The 22,756-nt window shown below is 62.0% G+C and carries 20 protein-coding genes; 9 read left to right on the top strand and 11 right to left on the bottom strand.

The window, feature by feature from the left end:
* Positions 1-107: 107 nt before the first annotated feature.
* Positions 108-488 carry a hypothetical protein gene (locus tag V6943_RS00785; protein WP_197445774.1) on the bottom strand — a complete coding sequence of 127 codons (381 nt, stop codon included), beginning with the start codon at positions 486-488 and terminating at the stop codon, positions 108-110.
* 324 nt (positions 489-812) lie between these two features.
* Between V6943_RS00785 and V6943_RS00780 the strand changes: the two genes are divergently transcribed.
* The 5 genes from V6943_RS00780 to V6943_RS00760 all read left to right on the top strand — a co-directional run bounded on the left by V6943_RS00780 (position 813) and on the right by V6943_RS00760 (position 8,634).
* Positions 813-2,225: an alanine/glycine:cation symporter family protein gene (locus tag V6943_RS00780; protein WP_340552319.1), complete on the top strand. Its 1,413-nt coding sequence runs from the start codon at positions 813-815 to the stop codon at positions 2,223-2,225.
* Positions 2,226-2,665: 440 nt separating this feature from the next.
* On the top strand, positions 2,666-3,820 hold the full coding sequence (locus tag V6943_RS00775) for a mandelate racemase family protein (RefSeq protein ID WP_340552318.1): 1,155 nt from the start codon (positions 2,666-2,668) through the stop codon (positions 3,818-3,820).
* A gap of 378 nt (positions 3,821-4,198) precedes the next feature.
* Positions 4,199-4,930 carry an oligogalacturonate-specific porin KdgM family protein gene (locus tag V6943_RS00770; RefSeq protein WP_131649849.1) on the top strand — a complete coding sequence of 244 codons (732 nt, stop codon included), beginning with the start codon at positions 4,199-4,201 and terminating at the stop codon, positions 4,928-4,930.
* 96 nt (positions 4,931-5,026) lie between these two features.
* Complete coding sequence (locus V6943_RS00765) at positions 5,027-6,814, top strand: sodium:solute symporter family protein (RefSeq protein ID WP_340552317.1); 1,788 nt, start codon at positions 5,027-5,029, stop codon at positions 6,812-6,814.
* Positions 6,815-6,891: 77 nt separating this feature from the next.
* Positions 6,892-8,634 (top strand): sodium:solute symporter family transporter, encoded by a 1,743-nt coding sequence (locus tag V6943_RS00760; RefSeq protein ID WP_340552316.1) that lies wholly within the window; start codon positions 6,892-6,894, stop codon positions 8,632-8,634.
* Positions 8,635-8,646: 12 nt separating this feature from the next.
* Here V6943_RS00760 and V6943_RS00755 read toward each other — a convergent pair whose 3' ends face one another.
* From V6943_RS00755 to V6943_RS00740, 4 genes are all read right to left on the bottom strand, one after another.
* The gene (locus V6943_RS00755; protein WP_340552315.1) at positions 8,647-9,390 is read right to left on the bottom strand and encodes a FadR/GntR family transcriptional regulator; all 744 of its coding nucleotides are present in this window, start codon (positions 9,388-9,390) and stop codon (positions 8,647-8,649) included.
* A gap of 118 nt (positions 9,391-9,508) precedes the next feature.
* The gene (locus V6943_RS00750; protein WP_340552314.1) at positions 9,509-9,967 is read right to left on the bottom strand and encodes a DUF2214 family protein; all 459 of its coding nucleotides are present in this window, start codon (positions 9,965-9,967) and stop codon (positions 9,509-9,511) included.
* Between the two features lie 2 nt (positions 9,968-9,969).
* On the bottom strand, positions 9,970-11,361 hold the full coding sequence (locus V6943_RS00745) for an MATE family efflux transporter (RefSeq protein WP_340552313.1): 1,392 nt from the start codon (positions 11,359-11,361) through the stop codon (positions 9,970-9,972).
* Between the two features lie 161 nt (positions 11,362-11,522).
* Positions 11,523-11,816: a hypothetical protein gene (locus V6943_RS00740; protein WP_131649855.1), complete on the bottom strand. Its 294-nt coding sequence runs from the start codon at positions 11,814-11,816 to the stop codon at positions 11,523-11,525.
* Between the two features lie 211 nt (positions 11,817-12,027).
* Here V6943_RS00740 and V6943_RS00735 point away from each other — a divergent pair, with 211 nt between their 5' ends.
* Positions 12,028-12,963, top strand: a complete 936-nt coding sequence (locus tag V6943_RS00735) for an SdiA-regulated domain-containing protein (RefSeq protein WP_340552312.1) — start codon at positions 12,028-12,030, stop codon at positions 12,961-12,963.
* A gap of 15 nt (positions 12,964-12,978) precedes the next feature.
* On the opposite strand, the gene V6943_RS00730 is transcribed toward V6943_RS00735, so the two are convergent.
* The 6 genes from V6943_RS00730 to cra all read right to left on the bottom strand — a co-directional run bounded on the left by V6943_RS00730 (position 12,979) and on the right by cra (position 16,849).
* On the bottom strand, positions 12,979-13,428 hold the full coding sequence (locus tag V6943_RS00730; protein ID WP_131649857.1) for a DMT family transporter: 450 nt from the start codon (positions 13,426-13,428) through the stop codon (positions 12,979-12,981).
* 72 nt (positions 13,429-13,500) lie between these two features.
* Positions 13,501-14,061, bottom strand: coding sequence for a DUF4136 domain-containing protein (locus V6943_RS00725; RefSeq protein WP_340552311.1), 561 nt, complete (start codon positions 14,059-14,061; stop codon positions 13,501-13,503).
* Between the two features lie 34 nt (positions 14,062-14,095).
* Positions 14,096-14,716, bottom strand: a complete 621-nt coding sequence (locus V6943_RS00720; RefSeq protein WP_131649859.1) for a DUF4136 domain-containing protein — start codon at positions 14,714-14,716, stop codon at positions 14,096-14,098.
* 20 nt (positions 14,717-14,736) lie between these two features.
* On the bottom strand, positions 14,737-15,486 hold the full coding sequence (locus tag V6943_RS00715; RefSeq protein ID WP_340552310.1) for a methyltransferase domain-containing protein: 750 nt from the start codon (positions 15,484-15,486) through the stop codon (positions 14,737-14,739).
* Positions 15,483-15,788, bottom strand: a complete 306-nt coding sequence (locus V6943_RS00710; RefSeq protein ID WP_340552309.1) for a nucleotide pyrophosphohydrolase — start codon at positions 15,786-15,788, stop codon at positions 15,483-15,485. Before V6943_RS00710 ends, V6943_RS00715 begins: the two co-directional genes overlap by 4 nt.
* Before the next feature lie 59 nt (positions 15,789-15,847).
* On the bottom strand, positions 15,848-16,849 hold the full coding sequence (cra, locus tag V6943_RS00705) for a catabolite repressor/activator (protein WP_340552308.1): 1,002 nt from the start codon (positions 16,847-16,849) through the stop codon (positions 15,848-15,850).
* A 200-nt stretch (positions 16,850-17,049) separates the two neighbouring features.
* On the opposite strand from cra, the gene ptsP reads away from it, so the two are divergent.
* Genes ptsP through V6943_RS00690 form a run of 3 tightly spaced genes read left to right on the top strand, consistent with a single transcriptional unit; the run spans position 17,050 to position 22,637 of the window.
* Positions 17,050-19,938 (top strand): phosphoenolpyruvate--protein phosphotransferase, encoded by a 2,889-nt coding sequence (ptsP, locus tag V6943_RS00700; protein ID WP_340552307.1) that lies wholly within the window; start codon positions 17,050-17,052, stop codon positions 19,936-19,938.
* A complete protein-coding gene (gene pfkB / locus V6943_RS00695) occupies positions 19,938-20,876 on the top strand; it encodes a 1-phosphofructokinase (RefSeq protein ID WP_340552306.1) in 939 nt (312 codons plus the stop codon). The genes ptsP and pfkB overlap by 1 nt, the downstream gene beginning before the upstream one ends.
* Before the next feature lie 21 nt (positions 20,877-20,897).
* Positions 20,898-22,637, top strand: a complete 1,740-nt coding sequence (locus V6943_RS00690; protein ID WP_340552305.1) for a PTS fructose-like transporter subunit IIB — start codon at positions 20,898-20,900, stop codon at positions 22,635-22,637.
* Positions 22,638-22,756 lie beyond the last annotated feature (119 nt).

Below are 22,756 nucleotides of genomic sequence, written 5' to 3'. Positions count from 1 at the left end.
ACGGTCGAAGCCAGCAGACAACACCGGTTCGCACCGCCAATGGCTTCCGTTTTGTCGTCGGGTGCCACGGCGGTTGCTTCTTGGAGCCTGCTTGCGCGCGGTTGCGGTTATTGGGCGGAACTGCGCACTGCGGAGCGACAGGTGATCTCGGCGTACGGTTCGCCCAATGAATATTCGCCCGGAACGCGCTCCACGGCCTGGCTGTTGGGCGAGACGGTGAAAACCGGTGGCGCCGAGGTGTCCGAGCGCGCGTCGTCCGGTACGTGGAACTCGCAGGTCACTTGCTCGCCGGTATGGTTGAACACTTTTACGGCGCGTACACCCAGCAGTTCGCCTTCGACGCCCTCCGCTTGCGTGGGCACGCCCATGGGGCTGACGTCGATCTTCAGGCCGTTCAGGTTAGCGATGATCTCCGGCTCCGGCGTCTGGGCGAATGCGATGGGTGCACAAAGTGCGAGGCCGCAGGCGGCGAGCAGTAGCTTGGTCATGAGAACCTCCTTGAGTCGATGCCTGCTTAGAAGGGCTCGAACGCCGAGGGTTCGGTTCTGATTCAGTGACTTTTGCTGGGCCAAGGTGCGTATAACGCCTGCCGGCGTTAGGGGCGAGCCGAACCAGAGCCTTGATCGACAGAGCTGGCGGTTTCGATTGAACCCTTTTGACCGAGCCGGTTCCGACCTTGCGTCTTTGCCGCGCGCTGTATGGCTGCCGGGGTATCGTCATCGGGTTATCGATCGCGGGCCCGCTCTAGCTGGTGCGCTCCGGCTCAGCGGCTAAAGTTAACCGTATCCGTCTCCTTACGATAAGGCGCCTACATGACCGCGATCATCGACTTTCTCAACTCAATCTTTTGGGGTTACATCCTTATTTACGGTCTGCTCGCGGTCGGGGTGTTCTTCACCATCCGCCTGGGATTCCTGCAGTTCGTGCATTTCGGTGAGATGGTGCGCGCCATCAGAGGGGCGCGGCAAAGCGACTCTTCAGGCATATCGCCGTTTCAGGCGCTGTGTACCAGCCTCGCTTCGCGGGTCGGCACCGGGAACCTGGCGGGGGTGGCGGTGGCGCTCTATCTCGGTGGTGCCGGGGCGATCTTCTGGATGTGGATGGTGGCGCTGGTCGGCATGGCGACTGGCTATGCCGAGAGTTCGCTCGCCCAGCTTTACAAAGTACGCGATGGCCATGGCCAATATCGAGGCGGGCCGGCGTTTTACATCGCCAAGGGCTTGAACGCGCCCTGGGCCGGCGGTGTGTTCTCCGTTGCGCTGATCATCTCGTTCGGGCTGGTGTTCAATGCCGTCCAGGCCAACTCGATTGCCGATGCGATGGAGGGGGCGTTCGGCTTTCCGAAGCTGGCTGTAGGGGTCGCCATCGCTATCCTCGCCGGGTTGGTGATCTTCGGCGGGCTACGTTCCATTGTGCGCTTCGCCGAGCTTGTGGTGCCGTTAATGGCGGGGCTTTATGTACTCATGGCGCTGATCGTGGTGGTGATCAATATCAGCGAGGTACCCGGGGTGCTGATGACTATCGTCCGTAGCGCCTTTGGCCTGGAGGAGGCAGCGGGCGGCGCTGCCGGTTCGGTCACCGCCGCGATGCTCAACGGTATCAAGCGCGGGTTGTTTTCCAACGAGGCGGGCATGGGCTCGGCACCCAACGTGGCGGCGACTGCGACGCCAGCTCCGCATCATCCGTCGTCGCAGGGGCTGGTTCAGGCTATGGGCGTGTTCATCGACACCATTGTCATCTGCACTGCGACAGCCGTGATGATTCTGCTGTCGGGTGTGCTGGAGCCGGGTTCGGGCGTGACCGGGACGCAGCTGACGCAGCAGGCGATGGAAAGCCATATTGGGGTAGCGGGAAGCTATTTCGTTGCCATCGCCATTCTGTTTTTCGCCTTTACCTCGATCGTCGCCAACTATTCCTACGCGGAGAATGCGCTGATCTTCCTCGGCGCAGGCAACAAGCTTGGCCTGACGCTGCTACGCCTGGCGGCGTTAGCGATGGTGGTCTGGGGCGCCTATGAGGCCGTGGCCACGGTGTTCAACGCCGCTGACGCATCCATGGGGCTGATGGCGACGATCAATCTGATCGCGATCGTGCTGCTCTCCGGCACGGTGGTGAAACTGACCAAGGACTACATGGCGCAGATCAAGGAAGGTGTGGTGCCGACGTTCAGGGTCAAGGATTACCCTGAGCTGAAAGCGAAAATCCACAACGACATCTGGCGATAGCGGGGCGCCCCGGTATTGGTGCCGGGGTATCGCCATTCAGTTTTGATAACTACTCCTTCCGCCTCTTCGGCTGGGCAGCGCCCCGGTGAGAACGGGGCGGAATCCTGCCCATGACCTCTTCTGCCCAGCTGATGACCGCGCTGCGTCCTCTATGTGGGTGTCTCGATATGCACTGTGATCGACCGTTTGTACGATGAGATGGTCGTCGTAGTTGTCTGACTAACGGTAGATACGCATCTTCTCTTTCTGCTGTATCGCTACATTTTTCTTATAAAACAACCATTTATATGATGGCGCTTTGGCGTAATGGCAGCGACGGCTAAGAAAGTCATCATACCTCTGTGTTGACAAGGCAGGTTTATCGGAAAATACTCTCCATTAGTACGACGACATACAGAGCGTGCAACCAGAAGAACAATGCCCAGGACAGTCTCGCTGCTATGAAAATCACCCGTGTCAGTGTCGAAGTGTTTTCCCATCCCACACGCCGAGCCGTCGACAGCGCCGGTCATTCCCACCCAGGTGAAGAAGTCCAGGCGCGCATGGCGTTGCTGCGGATCGCTACCGAAGATGGCTGTGAAGGCTACGCCTTCGGTGCGCCGGAATTGCTTCGTGCACATATCATCGAAAGCTATGTGCGCAAGGTACTTGTCGGACAGAACGTCCTGGACCGCGAGCGTATCTGGCAGGACCTCGCGCATTGGCAGCGCGGAAGCGGCGGACAACTGACCGATCGCAGTCTGGCGCTGGTCGAGCAGGCACTCTGGGATTGGGCTGGGCGCAGATTCGAGGTGCCGGTCTACAAACTGTTGGGCGGCTATCGCGACAAGGTGAGGGCGTACGGTTCGACCATGTGTGGGGACGACACGCCGGGTGGTTTGTCCACTCCGGACGAATACGGTCAGTTCGCCGAAAAGCTGGTCAGTCGTGGATACAAGGGCATCAAATTGCACACTTGGATGCCGCCTATTTCCTTCGCGCCCGACCCCAAAATGGACGTCAGGGCTTGCGCTGCGGTGCGTGAAGCTGTTGGGCCGGATATTGCGCTGATGCTCGATGGCTACCACTGGTACAGCCGGACCGATGCGCTCTATATCGGCCAGGAAATCCAGAAGCTCGGCTTTGCGTGGTTCGAGGAGCCGATGATGGAGGAGTCGGCCGAGTCTTACGCCTGGCTCGCGGCGAACCTCAGCATTCCGGTGCTTGGTCCTGAAAGTCTGGGCGGCAAATACCACAGCCGTGCCGGTTGGGTCAGTGGAAAGTCTTGCGACATCCTGCGAGCGGGTGTGGCAGGGGTTGGCGGTATCGGGCCGGTCATGAAGGTGGCGCACTTGGCGGAATCCTTCGGTCTCGATTGCGAAATCCACGGAAACGGAGCGCCCAATCTTGCCGTCGTGGGTGCAATCAAGAACTGCGGGTGGTACGAACGCGGTTTGCTGCATCCGTTCTTGGAGTACGACGACGTACCAGCCTATCTCAACAGCATCGTCGATCCGATGGACGATGAAGGGTTCGTGCATTTGCCGCAGAGGCCTGGATTGGGTGAAGACATCAACTTCGCTTACATCGAGACCAATACGCTGAGTCGCCACTGAAATCCCGAGAGACCCAGCTTCAAGTCTGAATAAATACAAAAAGGCTGACCCATGAAGCGTTCCAGTAATCCCCCACTGTTGCCGGGCCTGACGGCCTGGCCAGCACTACCAAGCTGCACGCCCGTTACCACGGGATGCATATGGCGCTCCGATGATTATTGCGGGCGATCCCCGCCTGGATCGTCAGGCTGAACGGCTTGGTTCCGTTGTAACGCCCTCAATAAACCTTTGCTGTATTTGAAATTCGCTCTGCGCGGTGATGGTTTTCTTTCGCCTGAAAAAAGCGTAACTGCAAAAATAAGGTGAGTTGGTTAAGGGCGCCGAGATTGGGACATCCATTCTCGCGAACTTTTAATCTCAACTAATAAGAATAAAATCATGAAAAATAAAATCTGTGTCATGACCATGGCGGCGACTGCCGTGCTTTCATCGTTTGGCAGTGTCGCATTCGCCGACGGTTATATTAATTACCGGCACCAGTATCTGGACGATAGTCGTCTGCATTCAGATCGACTGCTGATCGGCAAGCGCCTTGAAAACGGCCTCGGTTTTCATGGCGAACTCAAATACAAAACTGCGGGTTCGCGCAAGGATGTGGCGTTCGACAACACGGTTGGTAGTGGCCATGAACTGGTCATCGACTACCGCCACGCCCTCTCGCCGAAATGGACGCTGACGCCTTTCTTACGGCTGGACAGTGTCGAAGAATCCATGACATATAGCGGCGGCCTGCGTGTCGATCACCGTCTGAACGAGCAGTTCAATCTCGCCGGTCGCTATCGCTACGAGGCGCGCAAGCTGGACCGCGATAAAGTCGACGAAACGATACCGGACAGGGCGCGACAGAATCAGCACATCAATCGGTTCGATGGCTGGCTCACCTACATGCCGGGCGGCAACTGGACGTATGAATACAACTTCGTCTACATGAAAACCGACTATATCCGCTTCGATAACGAGAAATACGATTACGAAAATAATTTCGCCTTCAAATACCGTTGGGACAAGAACTGGCAACCGTTCTTTGAAATCGGTGACGTCAAGGTCAATTCGACTGACGATGAAAGGCAACTGCGCTTGCGCGTGGGTGTGCATTACAAGTTCGACTAGCCATCAACAGACATGCGCAGCGCCGAGTTGCCGAGCCGGTCGTCCTGTTGATATGGCCAGGTACAACGTCGATGCCTCCCAATACGAGAGAGCGTAATGAACATAGATATTCTGGTAGTGGCCGGCTATTTCATACTGATGATCTTGATCAGTATTGCCTTCCGCAATATGGCGAATCAGTCGACCAGTGATTACTTTCGCGGCGGTGGCCGTATGTTGTGGTGGATGGTCGGTGCCACGGCGTTTATGACGCAGTTTTCCGCCTGGACTTTCACCGGCGCCGCCGGTAAGGCGTTCAACGATGGATTTGCCGTTACCTTTGTATTTCTCGGCAATATCTTCGCTTACATCTTTTCCTACTGGTGGTTCAGCCATCGCTTCCGGCAAATGCGTGTCGACACGCCCACCGAAGGCATTCGACGCCGTTTTGGCAGCGGCAACGAGCAATTCTTCACTTGGGCCATCATTCCGCTGAGCGTGCTCAACGGCGGTGTCTGGCTCAATGGTCTAGCAATTTTCGTCGGCGCCGTGTTCGGCTACGACATGACCACTACCATTTGGATTACCGGCATCTCGGTATTACTGGTCTCGCTGCTCAGCGGAGCCTGGGGCGTGGTTGCCAGTGACTTCGTCCAGACGTTAGTGGTGGCGGTGATCTCGGTGGCTTGCGCCATCGTGGCGCTGGTTGCCGTTGGCGGGCCGGGTGAAATCGTAAGCAAGTTCCCGTCCGACTTCTTCATGGGGCCGGACATGAACTACGGACTGCTACTGGTTGGCTCGTTCATCTTCTTTTTGGTCAAGCAGCTGCAAAGTATCAACAACATGCAGGACTCCTATCGTTTCCTGAACGCGAAGGACTCGGCCAATGCGCGCAAAGCCGCATTGTTCGCCCTGGTGTTGATGGTGTGCGGCACGCTGATCTGGTTCATTCCGCCCTGGGCCACCGCCGTGCTTTATCCGGATGCCCTCAGTGCGCACGCCGAACTCGGCAACAAGGCCAGTGACGCGGTGTATCTGGTCTTTGCCGAACGCCTGATGCCGATCGGCACCATCGGTTTGTTGGTGGCAGGTTTGTTCGCGGCGACGATGTCGTCGATGGATTCGGCGCTGTGCCGTAACGCGGGGATCTTCGTTCGCAGCTTCTGGGTGCCGGTCGTCGCCCGCAACAACCCGCTGAGCGAAGGCAAGCTGCTGCGCATCAGTCAGGTCGCGACTATCGTAAACGGCGTGTTGGTGATTCTGATCGCTCAGATGTTCGCCCAACTCAAGGGGCTCAGCCTGTTCGAGCTGATGATGCGTGTCGCGACGCTGTTGCAATCGCCGATCCTGGTGCCGCTGTTCTTTGGCATGTTCATCCGCCGCACGCCCAAGTGGGCGGCGTGGGCCACGGTTTGCTTCGGCATGCTGGTGTCCTGGCTGGTGATGACTGTATTCACCGCGCAATGGTTTGCCGGCGTATTCGGTGTCAGCCTGACCGGTCGCGAATTGTCCGAGCTGACCACCACCATCACCGTTGCGGCGCACCTGATATTCACCGGCGGCTTCTTCTGCGCCACCAGCCTGTTCTACAAGCCGGAAACTGCCGCCGACGAAGAGGGCGAGCGTACCGCCCACTTCTTCCGCGATGTCGAAACGCCCGTGATCGCTGATAACGAGCAAGACATCTACGACCGCCTGCAGCGCAGCAAGCTGGGGCAGATCAGCCTGATGATGGGGGCCGGCCTGATGCTGATGGTGCTGTTACCGAACCCATTGTGGGGACGGCTGATGTTCGCCGGTTGTGCCTTGTCCATCCTGCTGGTCGGCTACCTGCTCAAGCGTAGCGCCGAAGTCGAGCCGGTCGAACGGATAGTGCCGACGCCACTGGCTGAGCGGCCTTCCTAAGCTTTGCGTTGACCAACATCGGCCTCGTTTGCCGGTGTTGGTTTTTTTATTCGTTGTGACGTGGCGAAGAGCTGGCGATGACTTCATTGGACCAGGCGGTACTGGCGGTATATGTGCTGTTCATCATCGGCGCGGCCCAGTGGTTTCGTCGCATGGCCAGCGACAGCAGTCAGTTCATCAACGGCGGAGGCTCCATGCCGTGGTGGATGGCCGGCGCCACGGCATTCATGACCCAGTTCAGCGCCTGGACCTTTACCGGAGCCGCCGGCAAGGCTTACACCGACGGCTTCGCGGTGTTGATGCTGTTCTGGGGCAATGCCCTTGGTTTCTTCATCGCGAGTCGATTCTTCGCTGCGCGTTATCGCAAGCTGCGGGTCGAAACCTCGATGCAGGTCATTGCGCAGCGCTTCGGCAGGCCGACGGAGCGCCTGTTCACCTGGCTGCAGTTGCCACTCTCCACCTTGACCGCGGCAATCTGGCTCAATGGTCTGGCCTACATCATCTCCGCCATGACCGGTTTCGACATGGTGCCGGTCCTGCTGGGTACGGGCGTGGTGATCACCTTCATCGCGGCCAGCGGCGGGGCCTGGACAGTCAGTGCCACGAACGTGCTCCAGTTGGTGCTGATACTGGCCATCACGCTGGTTACCGGCAGCTATGCGCTCTACGCCAGTGGAGGCCCGGTCGAAATGATCAGCGACTTTCCGGTGGATTTCTGGCTGGGCCGGGACATGAGTATGGTCGGCATCCTTGGGTTATGGATGGCGGTGATTCTCATGCAGCAGACCGTCTCGACCAACAACGCCATCACCTGTTATCGCTTCCTCGTCACGCGTAATGAATGCGAGGCGCAAAGAGCGGCGCTGCTGGCCGGGGTGCTGTTCGTCATCGGCCCGGTGTTGTGGTTCATCCCGCCCTGGGTCGCCGCGGCTTGGCATGTGGATCTGGCCGTCCAATATCCTCAGCTTGGCGAACAGGCCACCAACGCGGCTTATCTTTACTTCGTGGAGCGGGCGATGCCGGCGGGAACCCTCGGGTTGACGCTTGCCGCGATGCTGGCCGCGACGATTGCGCCGATGAGTGCCGCGCTCAATCGCAACGCCGGCATCTTCATACGCAACGTGTACCAGCGTCCCGGTCACACCGAGCCGCAGCTGATGAAGGTCGGGCGCCTGTTCACGCTGCTAAATGGTTTCCTGGCGACCCTGGTGGCATTGTGGATGGCGCAGCAGACCGAGTTTGATTTTTTCGACCTCGTCCTAATGATCAGCTCGATGCTGCTGCTGCCGATGTCCATTCCCGCGATGCTTGCGGTGCTGGTACGCCGCACGCCGGACTGGGCCGGCTGGAGCACGGTGGCGGTGGGCGGCCTGATATCGGCGAGCATGTATCTGGGTTTCAACCCGGTGACGCTGCCGGAATGGCTAGGTGGCGAGGTGCTTAGTCCGCGCGAGGCGGGCGATCTCAAGTTCGCCGCGACCGTGCTGGCGCATCTGACCCTCACCAGCGGTTACTTCTTTTGCACCCGCGTGTTCTATCGGCCCCGACGCAATCCTGGACGAATGCGGCAGTTGCGGGCGATGTTCAGCAACATGTGTCTATCGCTGCAGCCAGCCGAGATGGCACATGCTGATCCCTTGCAGGCCCGGCAACTCGGCGCGTTGTTGTTCGGGTTGTGCATTTTGCTGCTGCCCTTGTTATGGCTGGCGGAAGACTCGCAAGGGCTTTGGTTGCACGCCGCGATTGCCCTGACGGTGGGCGCGGCTGGGCTGGCGCTGCGCCGATTGGCGGGAAACGACGAGGGCGCGCGGCCAGATTAGCGATCGGTGCGTTTACTCGGCGTGGTAGGGCGATAGCTTCGCCATATGCGCCCGACGCAACCGCTCGCGGCTGTTGTTCAGATGCAGATACATGGCTGCGCGGGCCGATTCAGGGCTTTGCATGGCAATCGCGCCGAAGATGCTGTCATGCTCGTGGTGGACCTGCTCGAGATAGGTCAGGCGGTCTTCGTTCGAGACATAGGCGGAGTTCATCTGCGTGCGCGGGATCAGTTTGGTACCCAGGTGCTTCATGATGTCGAACATGTAGCGGTTGCCGGACGCCCTGGCGATGCGCAGGTGGAATTGGAAGTCCGCGTGAATGGCGATGCCGGGTTTCCTGGGGTCCGGCTCCTTCATCGCCTGCAGCGCTTGCTGGATGTCCGCCAGTTCGCCATCGGTGCGATTGCGCGCGGCCATGGCGGCTGTGTCGACTTCGAGGCTGATGCGTAGCTCGAGCAGATGCAGCACTTCTTCCAGCGTGGTGATGCTCTCCGGGCCGAGGCGCAGTTCCTGGGGTGGCGGCATGTCGATGATGAAGGTGCCTACGCTGCGGCGCGTTTCCACAAGGCCCGCTGCCTGCAGCCGCAGGATGGCCTCACGAACGACGCTGCGGCTGAACCCTTCATTGCTGGCGATTTCGACTTCCGGCGGAAGTTTTTCGCCGCGTTTCAGGACCCCGTCGCGGATGTACTGAGACAACCTCGCCACCAGGATTTCGGCGCGGCGCTTCGGCTGTTGTGGATGCCCTTCGATCATGTACGGCTCATTTTTCTTTAGGTCGACCTGAACCATCAGCCGGCAGGATACACATTTCAGTGTTCATGCCGCTTGTTAGCGCTGAAGCGTCACGCAAACGTTTCGCAGAGGCGGCCGATCAGATCGGTTTGACCCCGAAGCCCCTCGCCATCAGCGACGCCAGCAGCGGAATGAGCAACAGGGCGAGCAATTCGATGCGGATGACCAGCTTGACCCAGCGTGCTTTGGTTGGGCTGATCGATGGGATCTGTCCGGCCTTCAGCGCGGGGCGCCACTTGAGAAAGGTCACGGTGGGGTAGATCGACAACAGCGCGACCACCACGAACAGCCCGATCTTGGCGTGAAAGAAGCTGTTGTTGAGGTAGTAATCCAGGCCCTTGCCGTAATGCATGGCACGCGCGGCGCCGGTGATCAGTACCACGCCGGCGACGATGCCGAACGCCAAGTCGACGCGGAACAGGCTGCGCGCGCGCTTGAAGTTCAGCGGCAGGCGAAGCAGCTGGTGTTCGAGTACCAGCAGGGCAAACAGCAGGAAGATCGCCACGAAGTGCAGGTAAGCGGCGACGGCGTAGGCCATTTTCAGCGTCCTTTGGTTGTGTTTGCTGTGGGGGTTTCGGGTGCAGCAGGCGCCATGTGGATCGAGGTGAACCATTGTTGTTGACGTTGCAGGCGTCGGGCGATGCTGCCCAGGCAAATGCCACGCACCAGCATGAAGGCGAGAAAGGCCAACCACAATCCATGATTGCCCATGCCGCGCAACAGCAAGCCCAATGGTAATGAAATCGCCACGGCGAACAGCATCGCATTGCGCATTTCCCGCGCGCGGGTCGCGCCGATGAACAGGCCATCCAGCAGATAACTCCAGACGGCCACCAGCGGCAGCGCGGCGAGGTAAGGCAGGTAGGCGAGCGCCGTTTCGCGGACGGCGGGGATGTCGGTCTGGAAGCCGATGAACAGCTCGCCGCCGAATAGGAAGAATAGGCCGAAGACGAGGCTGGCGAGCAGCGACCATCCCCCGGCCACGGTCAGGATACGGCGCAGCTCGGTGCGATCCTGGGCGCCGATAGCGTGGCCGCTGAGCGCTTCGACCGCGTGCGCCAGACCGTCCAGCGCATGAGCGGTCAGCATCAAACCGTTGAGCAGCAGCGCATTGGCCGCCACCGTGGCATCGCCCAGCCGCGTCCCTTGCACGGTGACCAGAAAGAATACGAGCTGAAGCGCCAGCGAGCGCACGAAGATGTCGCGGTTGACCGACATCAGTGGCCGCCAGCTGGCCCAACGGCGCAGGATGCTGCCGTCCAGCTGTCCCGGATGGCGCAGCAAGGCGCCGCGCGTCAGCGCCAGACCGACCAGCACGCCGCACCATTCAGCGATCACCGAGGCGCGTGCCGCGCCGGCCACGCCCCAGCCGAGGCCGAGGACGAACCAGAGGTCCAGCGCGACGTTGACGAGGTTGGTGGTCAGCAGGATCGCCAAGGGCGCGCGGGCATTCTGCGCGCCGAGGAACCAGCCGATCAGTGCCAGGCTCGCCAGTGCGGCGGGCAAGCCGAACAGCCGCGTGTAGAAATACTGCTGGGTGAGCGCGTCGAGCTCGGCCGAGGGTTGCATCAGTTGCAGGGCGAAGCCTTTGAGCGGCAAGGCGACCACGCTCAATAGCAGCGCGAAGCCCAGCGCCAGCAACAAGCCCTGTAGGAGGATCTGGCGCAGCGACCCGCCGTCTTGGCGCCCGGCGGCCTGCGCGGCGAAGCCGGTGGTGCCCATGCGAAGAAAGCCCATCACCCACACCAGCAGGGTGTACAGGCTGCCGCCCACCGCCACCGAAGCAAGCTGATGCGCGTGGGGCAGATGGCCGATCACGGCGCTGTCGACCAGCGCCACCAGTGGCACGGAAATATTGGACAGAATCATCGGTGCAGCCAGCGCCCATACGCGTTTATGGGTGGGCGCGTGCTGCCAGGCGGTCAACAACATGAAGGGCTCCAGAACAGCCCGAAATGATACGTCGGCACGACGAAGGCGGCCAGCGAGCGGGCTGCCGGCGAAAAGATCAAGGGTCGAAAGGCACGCTAGAAGCTTGACGATGAAAGCAGCGCCCTGTTTTTTTTGTCCCCCAGCTTCCAGCGTCTACTCCATCAATGAATCAGCCAGCTCAACAACCAGAGGCCCAGAAACAGGTAAATCACACCGGCGATGAACGAGCGTCGGAAGAAGGCTCGGAATGCCCCAACGAGTAGCAACAGGCCGATGGCCAGCGCAATCAGGCTGATTATCGAGCGGTCCATGCCCAGCGTTCTCGAAAGCCCCTCGAGGAAGTTGGCCCCGGCCTCGGCGAACAGGTAGAAGATCCCGCTGAGTGCATCGACGATGTAGCGAATCACCGTGCCGAGTGCCTGTCCCAACCATTCGAAAAAGCTTTCCACCCGCATGCTGCTCTCCTGCCGTACGATCTACGGCTGCAAGCGCAGCCGTTCCATGGGGCATTGGGCTATCAATCCGCCTGGCAGTTCCCAGCGGTTGATTGAACCCACCGCTCGCTGATGGGTCAGTACCGGGTTGATCCGCTGCCTGTTAGCGCGTGTCACGTAATTGCAATCTTTCCCGAGCAGGCTGTTCGCCGTTGCTCCGACGAGAAATCACATGCCGATCATTACCAATGTACGACCGCAGTGGCTGCCGGGCGCGCGCCCTCGGGTCTGGGCGCTAGGCATGCTGGCAGCCGCTTCGCTCTATTGCGCCACGGCCTTTCACCTGGATGAGCGGCTCTACTACGGCTTGAAGTCGGCCTGGCACGAGAACAGCTGGGAAGCGCGTAGCCTGTGGTTGCCTGAATACAAGGTGCGTGTCGATGCGCTGCCAGTAGCCTCGGTCGACGACAACCTCTCCGGACTGACCTTCGATGAGCGCCGCAATCACCTCTGGGCGGTGGTCAACAACCCCGAGGAACTGGTCGCGCTGGACCGCGATGGCAACTTCCTTGCGCGCTATCCGTTGAAGGGTTTCATCGACGTCGAGGGCATCACCTACCTGGGCGACAATCTGCTGGCGGTTGCCGAAGAGCGCAGCCAGACGCTGGTGATCCTGCCGGTGCCCGAGCGCCCCGGCGCGCTGCAGCGCGCGGACTATGCGTCGATCTCGTTGGGGCTGGGCTCGGGCGACAATACCGGTTTCGAAGGGCTTGGCTATGATCGCGCCGGTGACCGGCTGTTCGTGGTCAAGGAGCATTCGCCGCGCAAGCTCTACGAAATCCAGGGCATCAAGAGCAGCCTGCACGGTCAGTTGAACCTGAGCATCATCGACCGCAAGGAATGGATAGCAGACAAGGACATGGCCAGCGACCTGTCCTCGGTGCACTTCGACGAGCGCACCGGGCATCTGGTGCTGCTCAGCGACGAAGCGAAGATGATGCTGGAGCTCGACAGCGACGGTGAGCTGGTCAGCTATCGCTCGTTGTGGAGTGGTTTTGCCGGGCTGAAAGACAGCGTGCCCCAGGCCGAGGGCATGACCTTCGATAACAAGGGCGAGCTGTATCTCGTCAGCGAACCCAACCTGTTCTACGCCTTCGAGCGCCAGTAGTGGCGGTCCGTCGCGTCAGCCGCGGCGGATCATCCAGACGCCAGCGACGATCAACAGCAGGCCGGCAATCTTCCCGATGCTGATCGAGGATTGCCGGAATCCCGCCCAACCGAAGTGATCGAGCAGCAGCGCCATGCTCAGCTGCCCGGCCAGTATCAGCGCCATGAGCAGCAGCGCGCCGATGCGCGGGCCGGCGAAAGCCGCCGTGGCGATCAATACGCAGCCCATCAAGCCGGTGGTCCAATGCCACCAGTTGAGGCTTTTCAGCGCTTGAAGCGAAGGCACGTCTCGCTGGATCAGAACGACGCAGATCAGCGCTACGGTGCCGATTGCAAAAGACAGCAGCGCCGCGCCCATGACGCTGTTCAGGTGTTTGGCGACTTGTCCGTTGATGCCTGCCTGCAGCGGCAAGAATGCCCCGGCGATAAACGGCAAAACAAAAAGCCACCAGGCAACGACCGGCATTCGAACCTCTCCATTAATAGACAAAACGAGTTCAGCCCCGCCGCGATCGGCGAGGGCTGTGGCATCAGGCACTCAGTGCGGCGGGTATTGGGACAGGACTTTCGTGATTGTCTCGCGAAACATCCCGGCGCGTTCCTGCGGGCTGCCGGGATTATCGCGCAGAACTTGCTCGGCGCTGCCGCGCCAGATCAGCTTGCCGTCATCGGCGTCGTAAAAATCGATCTGCAGCGTGCCGACCTGGTAATGAATGGTGCGGGTATCGGTGTACATCGGACCACCCCAAAAGCCGTGCCAGGGGCTACCCCAGGCGCCCATCGATGCGGAGGTGTATTGCTGGGAGCGCTCGTCGACGATGAACCAGGCCTGGATCAGCACATCTGCGGAGTTGGCGCCCTGGGCCTGGCGCAGGCCACGTTGGTCGAGCTGCTCGCTGACCGCGCTGCGAATGCGCTGTTCGGTGAGGTCGCTCTTGATGCGCGGATCATCCGGGCGGTACTGCAGCGCCGGTTCCTGCCAGCTCCATGTCCGGTAGGCGGAAAAGTCGCGCTGTGGATCGAAATCGCGCTGTACCTGGGTGCTCTGGCAGGCCGCCAACAGCAGGAGCAGGGGAAGCATCAGTAATGAACGGATCATCTCGGTTCTCCTCGCAATAGGGACCGGCGCAAACTCAGCGCGGCGGGTAGTCGGCAAGCGCGCGGTTTACGGCGTCACGTGCCGCATCCTTGCGCTCGCCCTGATCGCCGCCGCTACGGGCTTCGGCACGGTTGCTCCAGACGGATTGGCCGGAGCTCGCGTCGAACATCTCGATGCGCACCGATACCACCTCTTCTTCATAGTTGCGCACGATGGGCGCGCTCGTTCCGATGCTGTAGCCGCTGCCGTATCCATAGCCGCCACCATAGCGACCCACACCGACGCGGGGGCCGTAATCATCGTAGGTTTGTCGCACCCGCGTTTCCATCTGGGCGCTGGCGTTGATCTGCACATCGCCCTGGCTGTTGTTCGGCGCCGGGCGTAGGCCGCGCTGATCCAGGGCACCAGCCACCATCTCCTGTAACTCTTCGCCGGCAAGCGAGGCCGTGCCGGCCGGTGGGGTGCGCCAGCTCCAGCTCTGGTAGCTGGAAAAGTCTCGCGGCGCGGCCGGATAGATCGGCGACTGGATCTGCTCGACGGGCGGCGCCGGGGGAATCGGAGCGGATTCGCTGGTGTAGGGATTGCTGCTCTGGCAGGCCGCAAGACTTAGGCCGAGCAGGGGACAGAGCAGTGGCAAAGCAGTGCGGATCGACATTGGTACCTCCCAGCCGGCATTCAGCGGGGCCGACACAACCAGTGCAGGTAACGCCCGAGGCCTGCGAAAGTAGGGTGGCGGCGGTACGCCAGTTCCATCTCGATCAGGTCGGCAGGCTCGGTGCGGGCCTGGAAATCGGCGGGCATGTAATCATGGAATACACGCACGCCACTGGTTGATTCGACCTGCCAGTGCGGTGCGAGTTGCGCGGCCAGCTCACGCGGGTCGAGCGGCTGCTGTGGCGTCAGGCTCTGGCGCTCGCCGGCAAAGCTCTGGCTGCGCAGCTTTTTGAAATGACCTTTGAGCAAGTTGCGGTAGATCAGCGCGTCGCGGTTGTAGAAGGCCAGCGACAGCCAGCCATCGGCGGCGGTCAGGCGATGCAGCACCGGCAGGATCGCCTGCGGTTCGGCCAGCCATTCCAGCACCGCGTGGCAGATAACCAGATCGAAACGGCCCTCGACATGGTTTTCTACGTCCTGCCAGGGTGCCTGAATAAAGGTGGCGTTCTGGCCCGCTTCGGCAAAACGCTCGCGAGCACCTTCGAGCATCGGTTCGGCAGGCTCGGCTAGGGTCACCTGATGGCCTTGCTGCGCGAGCCAGAGGCTCATATGGCCGAGGCCAGCGCCAATATCGAGCACGCGCAGCGGGCGTTGCGGCAGCACTTCGGCGAGGTCCGCCTGCAGCACTGCGAGGCGGATCGCACCCTTGGCGCCGCCGTAGATCTTCTCGGCGAAGCGCGTCGCCAGCTCGTCGAAATGGCGGTCGCTCATTGGGCGAACCGCCGCTCGTTGTCGGCCAGCTTGGCCAGCAGCGCCTGCTCCATGTCGATGCCCAGCTCGCTGCACATCAGCAGCAGGTACATAAGGATGTCGCCGACTTCCTGGCCGACATGTTCGAGCTTGTCGGCCGGCAGCTGGCGCGACTCGTCCTCGGTCAGCCACTGGAAGATTTCAACCAGCTCGGACATTTCCACGCTGGCGGCCATGGCCAGGTTTTTCGGGCTATGAAAGCGTTGCCAGTCGTTGCGATCGCGGATCGCGTGCAGACGTTGGGTGATCTGTTCGATGTTCATCAGAGGGCGGCTCGTTGGAAGGCCGCTAGCTTCGGCCAGTGCGACGCTCCCCGCAAGGGCTATGCAGTTATCGCGCTGCGCCGTACTCGCAGCACGCGCTCCACGGCGAGCACGCCGGGGCGATAGTCGTTCTGCTCGATGGCGCGAATCGCCTGATCCAGCGCCAGTTCGGCGATCTGCTCATGTTGCTGGGATATCGTGTTGACCGGTATCGGCAGGAAATCCAGCAGCTGCGCGTCACCGAAGGTTGCCAGCCGCAGCTGCGCAGGCCATAGCAGACCGCGTTCGCTCAGTGCATCGAAGACACCTTCGAGCAGAACATAGGCGGTGGTGATCAGCGCGTCGGGCATCTCGCCGTGGTCGAGCAGCGCCAGCATCTGCTCGCGGCCGCAGGCGCGGCTGAACTGCTCGGCCTGCCTCACGCTGATCTGACCCGAGTGGCTTTCCAGTGCCTGGTGAAAGCCTTGCTCGCGCTGCTGGCTGATGCGCAATCCGGGCCGTGCGCTGATCAGCGCGATATGCGCATCGGCTGGGATGTTTAGCGAGCGGGTCAGCTGCGCCGCGGCCTCACGGTCGTCGCTGACCACGGAGCAGAAGTGCTCGGCATCCAGCGCTCGATCGAGGGCGATCACCGGCGTGCCGCCCGCCTGAATCTTGCGATAGCTGGCGTCATCAGCCGGCAGACAGCTGGCAACGATCAGCGCATCGCAACGCCGCGAGCGCAGCACCTGGATGACCTGGCGCTCGGCGTCCGGCTCGTCATCGGAGCTGGCGATCAGCAGCTGATAACCAAGCTGGCGTGCGCGCTGTTCGAGCAGTTTCGCCAGCCGGGCATAGCTGGGGTTTTCCAGGTCGGGAACGATGAAGCCCAGGGTGCGCGACTGCCCGCGCCGCAAACCGGCAGCCTGTTGATCGAGCTGGAAGCCCTGTTGCTCAGCCACCGCCATGACTCGATCCACTGTGGCCTGGCTTATCCGCCGCTGTACGGCCTTGCCGTTGAGGACGTAGCTGGCGGTGGTCACCGAGACGTTGGCGAGGCGGGCGATGTCGGTCAGTTTCAACTCGAGAATCCTGGACGAAGGACGGGTGGTATGAACTTGGGCTTCTAGAGTTACCCAATATTGCGTAATGTGCCAGCCTTTGCTGAAACGTTTCAGCAACTATTCGGTCATAAGCGCCAGCCCAGGATTTGGGCGATGTCAGCGTCCTGGCCGGACCGGCCGGTAAAGAAACAATCGTGAGCCCGCACAGGAGTTTTTCCATGCTTGAGTTGAATGCCCAGCATATCCACATGCATCAGACGGCCACCGACAAGCCTGTCGCCCTGGCCTTGCTGGCCGAAGTGCTCGTGGCGGACGGACTGGTGGCGCCCGGTTATCTCGACGGGCTCCGTGCGCGCGAAGCGCAGGGCTCGACCTTTCTTGGCCAGGGCATCGCCATCCCGCACGGCACGCCAGAAACCCGCGATCAGGTCTTCACCACCGGCGTGCGCCTGCTGCACTTTCCAGGTGGCGTGGACTGGGGCAATGGCCAGCGGGTGTATCTGGCCATCGGCATCGCCGCGCGTTCGGATGAGCATCTGCGGTTGCTGCAGTTGTTGACCCGAGCGCTTGGCGAAGGCGACCTCAGCGAGGCGCTGCAAAAAGTGGATAGCCCCGAGGCGATCATCGATCTGCTGCAGGGCGCGCCGCAGGAGTTGGCGCTGGACGGCCAGTTGGTCGCCCTCGGTGCTACCGCAGATGATTTCGACGAACTGGCCTGGCAGGGCGTCAAGCTGCTCAAGCGCGCCCTGTGCGTGGAGCCCGGCTTCAATGCCGGGTTGGCGCTGAACCAGGCGCTGCCGTTGGGCGACGGTTTGTGGTGGCTAAGCAGTGAACAGTCGGTGCAGCGCCCCGGGCTGGCCTTCGTCACGCCTAGCAATTCGCTGGTACGCCAGGGGCAGCCGCTCAATGGCCTGTTCGTGCTCGCCAGTCTGGGTGAGGCGCATCGGGCGATGCTCGAGCGCCTGTGCAATCTGCTGATCGAAGGCCGCGGACAGGAGCTGAGCCAGGCGACCTCCAGCCGCGTGGTGCTCGAAGCGCTCGGCGGCGAGGTACCGGCCAACTGGCCGAGTGTGCAGGTGCCGTTGGCCAATGCTCATGGTCTGCATGCGCGGCCCGCCAAGGTGCTGACCGAAATCGCCCAAGCCTTCGAAGGCGATATTCGTGTACGCGTGGCCGGTAGCGAGCGTGCCGGCGTGTCAGTAAAAAGTCTCAGCAAACTCCTGGCGATGGGCGCGCAGCGTAGTCAGGTATTGGAATTCATTGCTGAGCCTTCGATAGCCGGCGATGCGTTGCCGGCACTGGTGCGCGCCGTCGAAGAGGGCCTGGGCGAGGAAGTCGGACCCTTACCCGCGCCGGGCCAGATGATGGAAAACGCCGGCGCGTCGTTGGCCGCGCAACCTGATCAACGGGCCGTCGAACAAGCGGCGTTGCGCGACGGCGAGCGGGTGATGGCCATTGCCGCCTCGCCCGGCATCGCTATCGGCCCGGTGCTGGTGCGCAAGCCACAGGTGATCGACTACCCCAAGCACGGCGAATCCCCAACCGTGGAGCTGCAGCGCCTGGATGCAGCGCTGGATACCGTATTCAGCGAAATTGGCGTGCTGATCGAGGAAAGCCAGGTCGCCAGCATTCGCGACATCTTCACTACCCATCAGGCCATGCTGCGCGATCCGGCGTTACGCGAGGACGTACAGGTACGACTGCAAAAAGGTCTGAGCGCCGAAGCCGCGTGGGTGGAAGAAATCGAAAACGCCGCGCAGCAACAGGAATCGCTGCACGACAAACTGCTGGCCGAGCGCGCGGCGGATCTGCGTGACGTCGGCCGCCGCGTACTGGCCTGCCTGACGGGCATCGAGGCAGAACAGGCGCCGGATGAGCCCTACATTCTGGTGATGGATGAAGTGGCGCCCTCGGACGTTGCCACGCTCAACTGCCAACGCGTTGCCGGCATCCTCACCGCTGGCGGTGGCGCGACCTCGCACAGTGCGATCATCGCCCGTGCGCTGGGCATTCCGGCCATCGTCGGCGCCGGGCCAGGCGTGCTGGGATTGGCGCCGAACACGCTACTGCTGCTCGACGGCGAGCGCGGCGAACTGCTGGTCGCGCCAAGCGATGCGCAACTGGCAGAAGCCAGAAGCGAGCGCGCCGAGCGCGAGGAGCGCAAGCGTGTGGCGAACGAGAGACGGCTGGAGCCGGCGATCACCCGCGACGGCCATCCGGTAGAGATCGCCGCCAACATCGGCGCGGCCAGCGAGACTTCCGAGGCGGTGGCACTGGGCGCCGAAGCCATCGGCCTGCTGCGCACCGAACTGGTGTTCATGAACCATTCCCAGGCGCCAGATCAGGCGACCCAGGAGGCCGAGTACCGCCGCGTGCTGGAAGCCCTCGAAGGGCGGCCGCTGGTGGTGCGTACGCTGGACGTTGGTGGCGACAAGCCGCTGCCGTACTGGCCGATGCCGGCCGAAGAAAACCCTTTCCTCGGTGTGCGCGGCATTCGCCTGAGCCTGCAACGCCCGGATATTCTCGAAACCCAGCTGCGCGCGCTGCTAGCCTGCGCCGAGGGTCGCCCGTTGCGGATCATGTTTCCCATGGTCGGCAACATCGATGAGTGGCGCACCGCCAAAGCCATGGTCGACCGCCTGCGTGCGGAGCTGCCGGTGGCCGATCTGCAGGTGGGCATCATGGTCGAGATTCCCTCGGCGGCGCTGATCGCCCCGGTGCTGGCGCAGGAAGTGGATTTTTTCAGCATCGGCACCAATGACTTGACCCAGTACGCACTGGCCATCGACCGCGGTCATCCGACCCTTTCCGGTCAGGCCGATGGCTTGCATCCGGCGGTGCTGCGGCTGATCGACATGACGGTCAAAGCCGCGCACGCGCATGGCAAGTGGGTCGGGGTGTGCGGAGAATTGGCGGCCGATGCGCTGGCAGTGCCGATGCTGGTGGGCCTCGGTGTCGACGAGCTGAGCGTATCCGCCCGCAGCATCGCGCTGGTCAAGGCGCGGGTGCGGGAGCTGGATTTCGCCGCTTGCCAGCAATTGGCCCAGCAAGCCCTGCTGTTGGCGGGCACACATGAAGTGCGGGCTTTCGTCGGGGAGCGTTGCTGATGGCGCGCGTCCTTACCGTCACGCTCAACCCGGCGCTCGATCTGACTGTGCAGCTGCCGTCGCTGCGCCTGGGCGAGGTCAATCGCAGCGAAAGCCTGCAGGTGCATGCCGCCGGCAAGGGCCTCAATGTGGCGCAGGTGCTGGCCGATCTCGGACACCAGCTGACGGTGACCGGCTTTCTCGGCGCGGACAATCCGCAGGCGTTCGAGCAATTGTTCGAGGCGCGCGGGTTTGCCAATGAGTTTGTTCGGGTAGCGGGTGAAACCCGCAGCAACATCAAACTGGCCGAAGCCGGCGGGCAAATCACTGACATCAACAGCCCTGGGCTGATGATCGCCGAGACGGAGCGCGTCGAGCTGCTCGCCAGGCTAAAGCGCCTCGCCCCTGTACATGACCTGGTTGTGGTTGCCGGCAGCCTGCCACGCGGTGTCCAGGTGGAATGGTTCGTCGAGCTGTTGCAAGCACTCAAGCAACTGGGCGCGCGGGTCGCGTTGGATACCAGTGGCGCGGCCCTGCGCGCCGGCTTGGCGACCGCGCCCTGGCTGATCAAACCCAATGAAGAGGAGCTGGCCGAGGCCCGCGGAATGCAAGCCGCCGATGCGCCGGCGCTGGCCCGTGAAGCCTGGCGACTGCAGGTCGAAGGCGTCGAGCACGTGGTCGTCTCACAGGGTTCCGAGGGTGTGAGCTGGTTTGCACCAGGCGCTGGCTTGCACGCCCGTCCGCCAAGAGTGCAGGTGATCAGCACCGTTGGCGCGGGCGACTCGCTGCTCGCCGGCATGCTTCACGGCTTGCTGGAGAACTGGCCCGCCGAACGCACGCTCCGCCACGCCACGGCCATCGCCGCGCAGGCGGTCGGGCAGATCGGCTTTGGCATCACCGACACGGCGCAGCTCGCCGAGTTGGAAGCCGCCGTTCGCCTTCAGCCGCTGAGCCAATAACTCCAATAAGAGGTGAAAGGAATGAATCTTCTCATCGTCACGGCCTGCCCCAACGGAATGGTCACCAGTGTGCTCACGTCACGCCTGCTCGAAGCGGCCGCTCATCGTCTGGGCTGGTCGACCGCTGTGGAAGTCCATGATCCCAAGGCCATCGGCTCGCCATTAACGCCCGCGCAGATCGCCAACGCCGACCTGGTCGTGGTGGTCAAGACCGGCCCGTTGTCGCTACAGCGCTTTATCGGCAAGCGTGTCGCCCAATCGATTCCGTCCGAAGCCTTGCTCGATCCCGAAGGTTTCTTGCGCTCTGCCGCCGAGACGGCCAGCGAACTGCGACAGGATGATGAGGCTGATGCAGCCCAGTCCCGCAGCAAGCCCAAGCTGGTGGCCATCACCGCGTGCCCGACCGGCGTGGCGCATACATTCATGGCTGCCGAAGCCCTGCAGCAGGCGGCGATTCGCAAGGGTTACGACCTGCAGGTAGAAACCCGCGGATCGGTGGGCGCACGCAACGTGCTCGACGCGAAGGCCATTGAAGAGGCCGATGTGGTGCTGCTCGCCGCCGATATCGAGGTGGACGTCGCCCGCTTCGCCGGCAAGCGAGTGTTTCGATGCGGCACGGGCGTTGCGCTGAAACAACCCGACGCGACGCTGGATCGCGCACTGGAGGAAGCCACGGTGCTTAGCGGTGGCGCCGCGGTCAGTGCCGGTGGCGGCGAGCAGAAGGGCGAGAAGACCGGCGTCTACAAGCATCTGCTCACTGGCGTTTCGTACATGCTGCCGATGGTGGTGGCGGGCGGCTTGCTGATCGCACTGTCCTTCGTTTTCGGCATCGAAGCGTTCAAGGAAGAGGGCACCCTGGCGGCGGCGCTGATGAAGATCGGCGGCGAGACGGCATTCCAACTGATGGTGCCTTTGCTGGCCGGCTATATCGCCTATTCCATCGCCGACCGTCCTGGCCTCGCGCCGGGCATGATTGGCGGGCTGTTGGCCGGCACGCTGGGTGCGGGCTTTATCGGCGGGATCATCGCCGGCTTCGTTGCCGGCTACGCGGCCAAGGCGGTCAGCCGCTGGATTCCGCTGCCGCCGAGCGTCGAGTCGCTCAAGCCGATCCTGATCATTCCTCTGCTGGCCAGCCTGATCACCGGCCTGGTGATGATCTATGTGGTGGGTACACCGGTGGCGAAGTTGCTCGCCGGGCTCACCGAATTTCTCGACACCATGGGCACGTCCAACGCCGTTCTGCTCGGGCTGCTGCTCGGCACCATGATGTGCGTCGACCTCGGCGGGCCGGTGAACAAGGCGGCCTATGCCTTCTCCGTCGGCCTGCTCGCCTCGCAGAGCTATGCACCGATGGCCGCCACCATGGCCGCTGGCATGGTCCCGCCGATCGGCATGGGCATCGCCAGCATCCTCGCCCGCCGCAAGTTCGCCCAGAGCGAGCGCGAAGCCGGCAAGGCCGCGCTGGTGCTCGGTTGCTGCTTCATTTCCGAAGGCGCGATTCCCTTCGCCGCGAAAGACCCGCTGCGGGTGATTCCGGCCAGCATCGCCGGTGGCGCGCTGACCGGTGCGCTGTCGATGGCCTTCGGTGCGAAGCTGCTCGCGCCTCACGGCGGGCTGTTCGTGCTGCTGATTCCCAACGCGATCAACCAGGCGCTGCTGTATCTGTTGGCGATTCTGGCCGGCAGTCTGGTAACAGGCGTGATCTATGCCGTTATCAAGAAGCCCGAGGCACAGCCGCTCGCCGTTGGTGCGGCAACCTGACCAGCGGGCCGAAACCGCTGAACTAAACGCCTTCCCGCTGCATCCACTAAAAGCTGGTCGAAATTCTGTGTCAGAACGTTTCGCCAGCTTTTGCGTTGAAACGAATCGGCTGGAGAGCG

It is taken from the genome of Pseudomonas sp. CBC3 (genome assembly GCF_037967085.1).
Lineage (GTDB): Bacteria > Pseudomonadota > Gammaproteobacteria > Pseudomonadales > Pseudomonadaceae > Stutzerimonas.
Note: the sequence above shows the minus strand (reverse complement) of the source record. Positions and strands in the feature narration are given on the sequence as shown.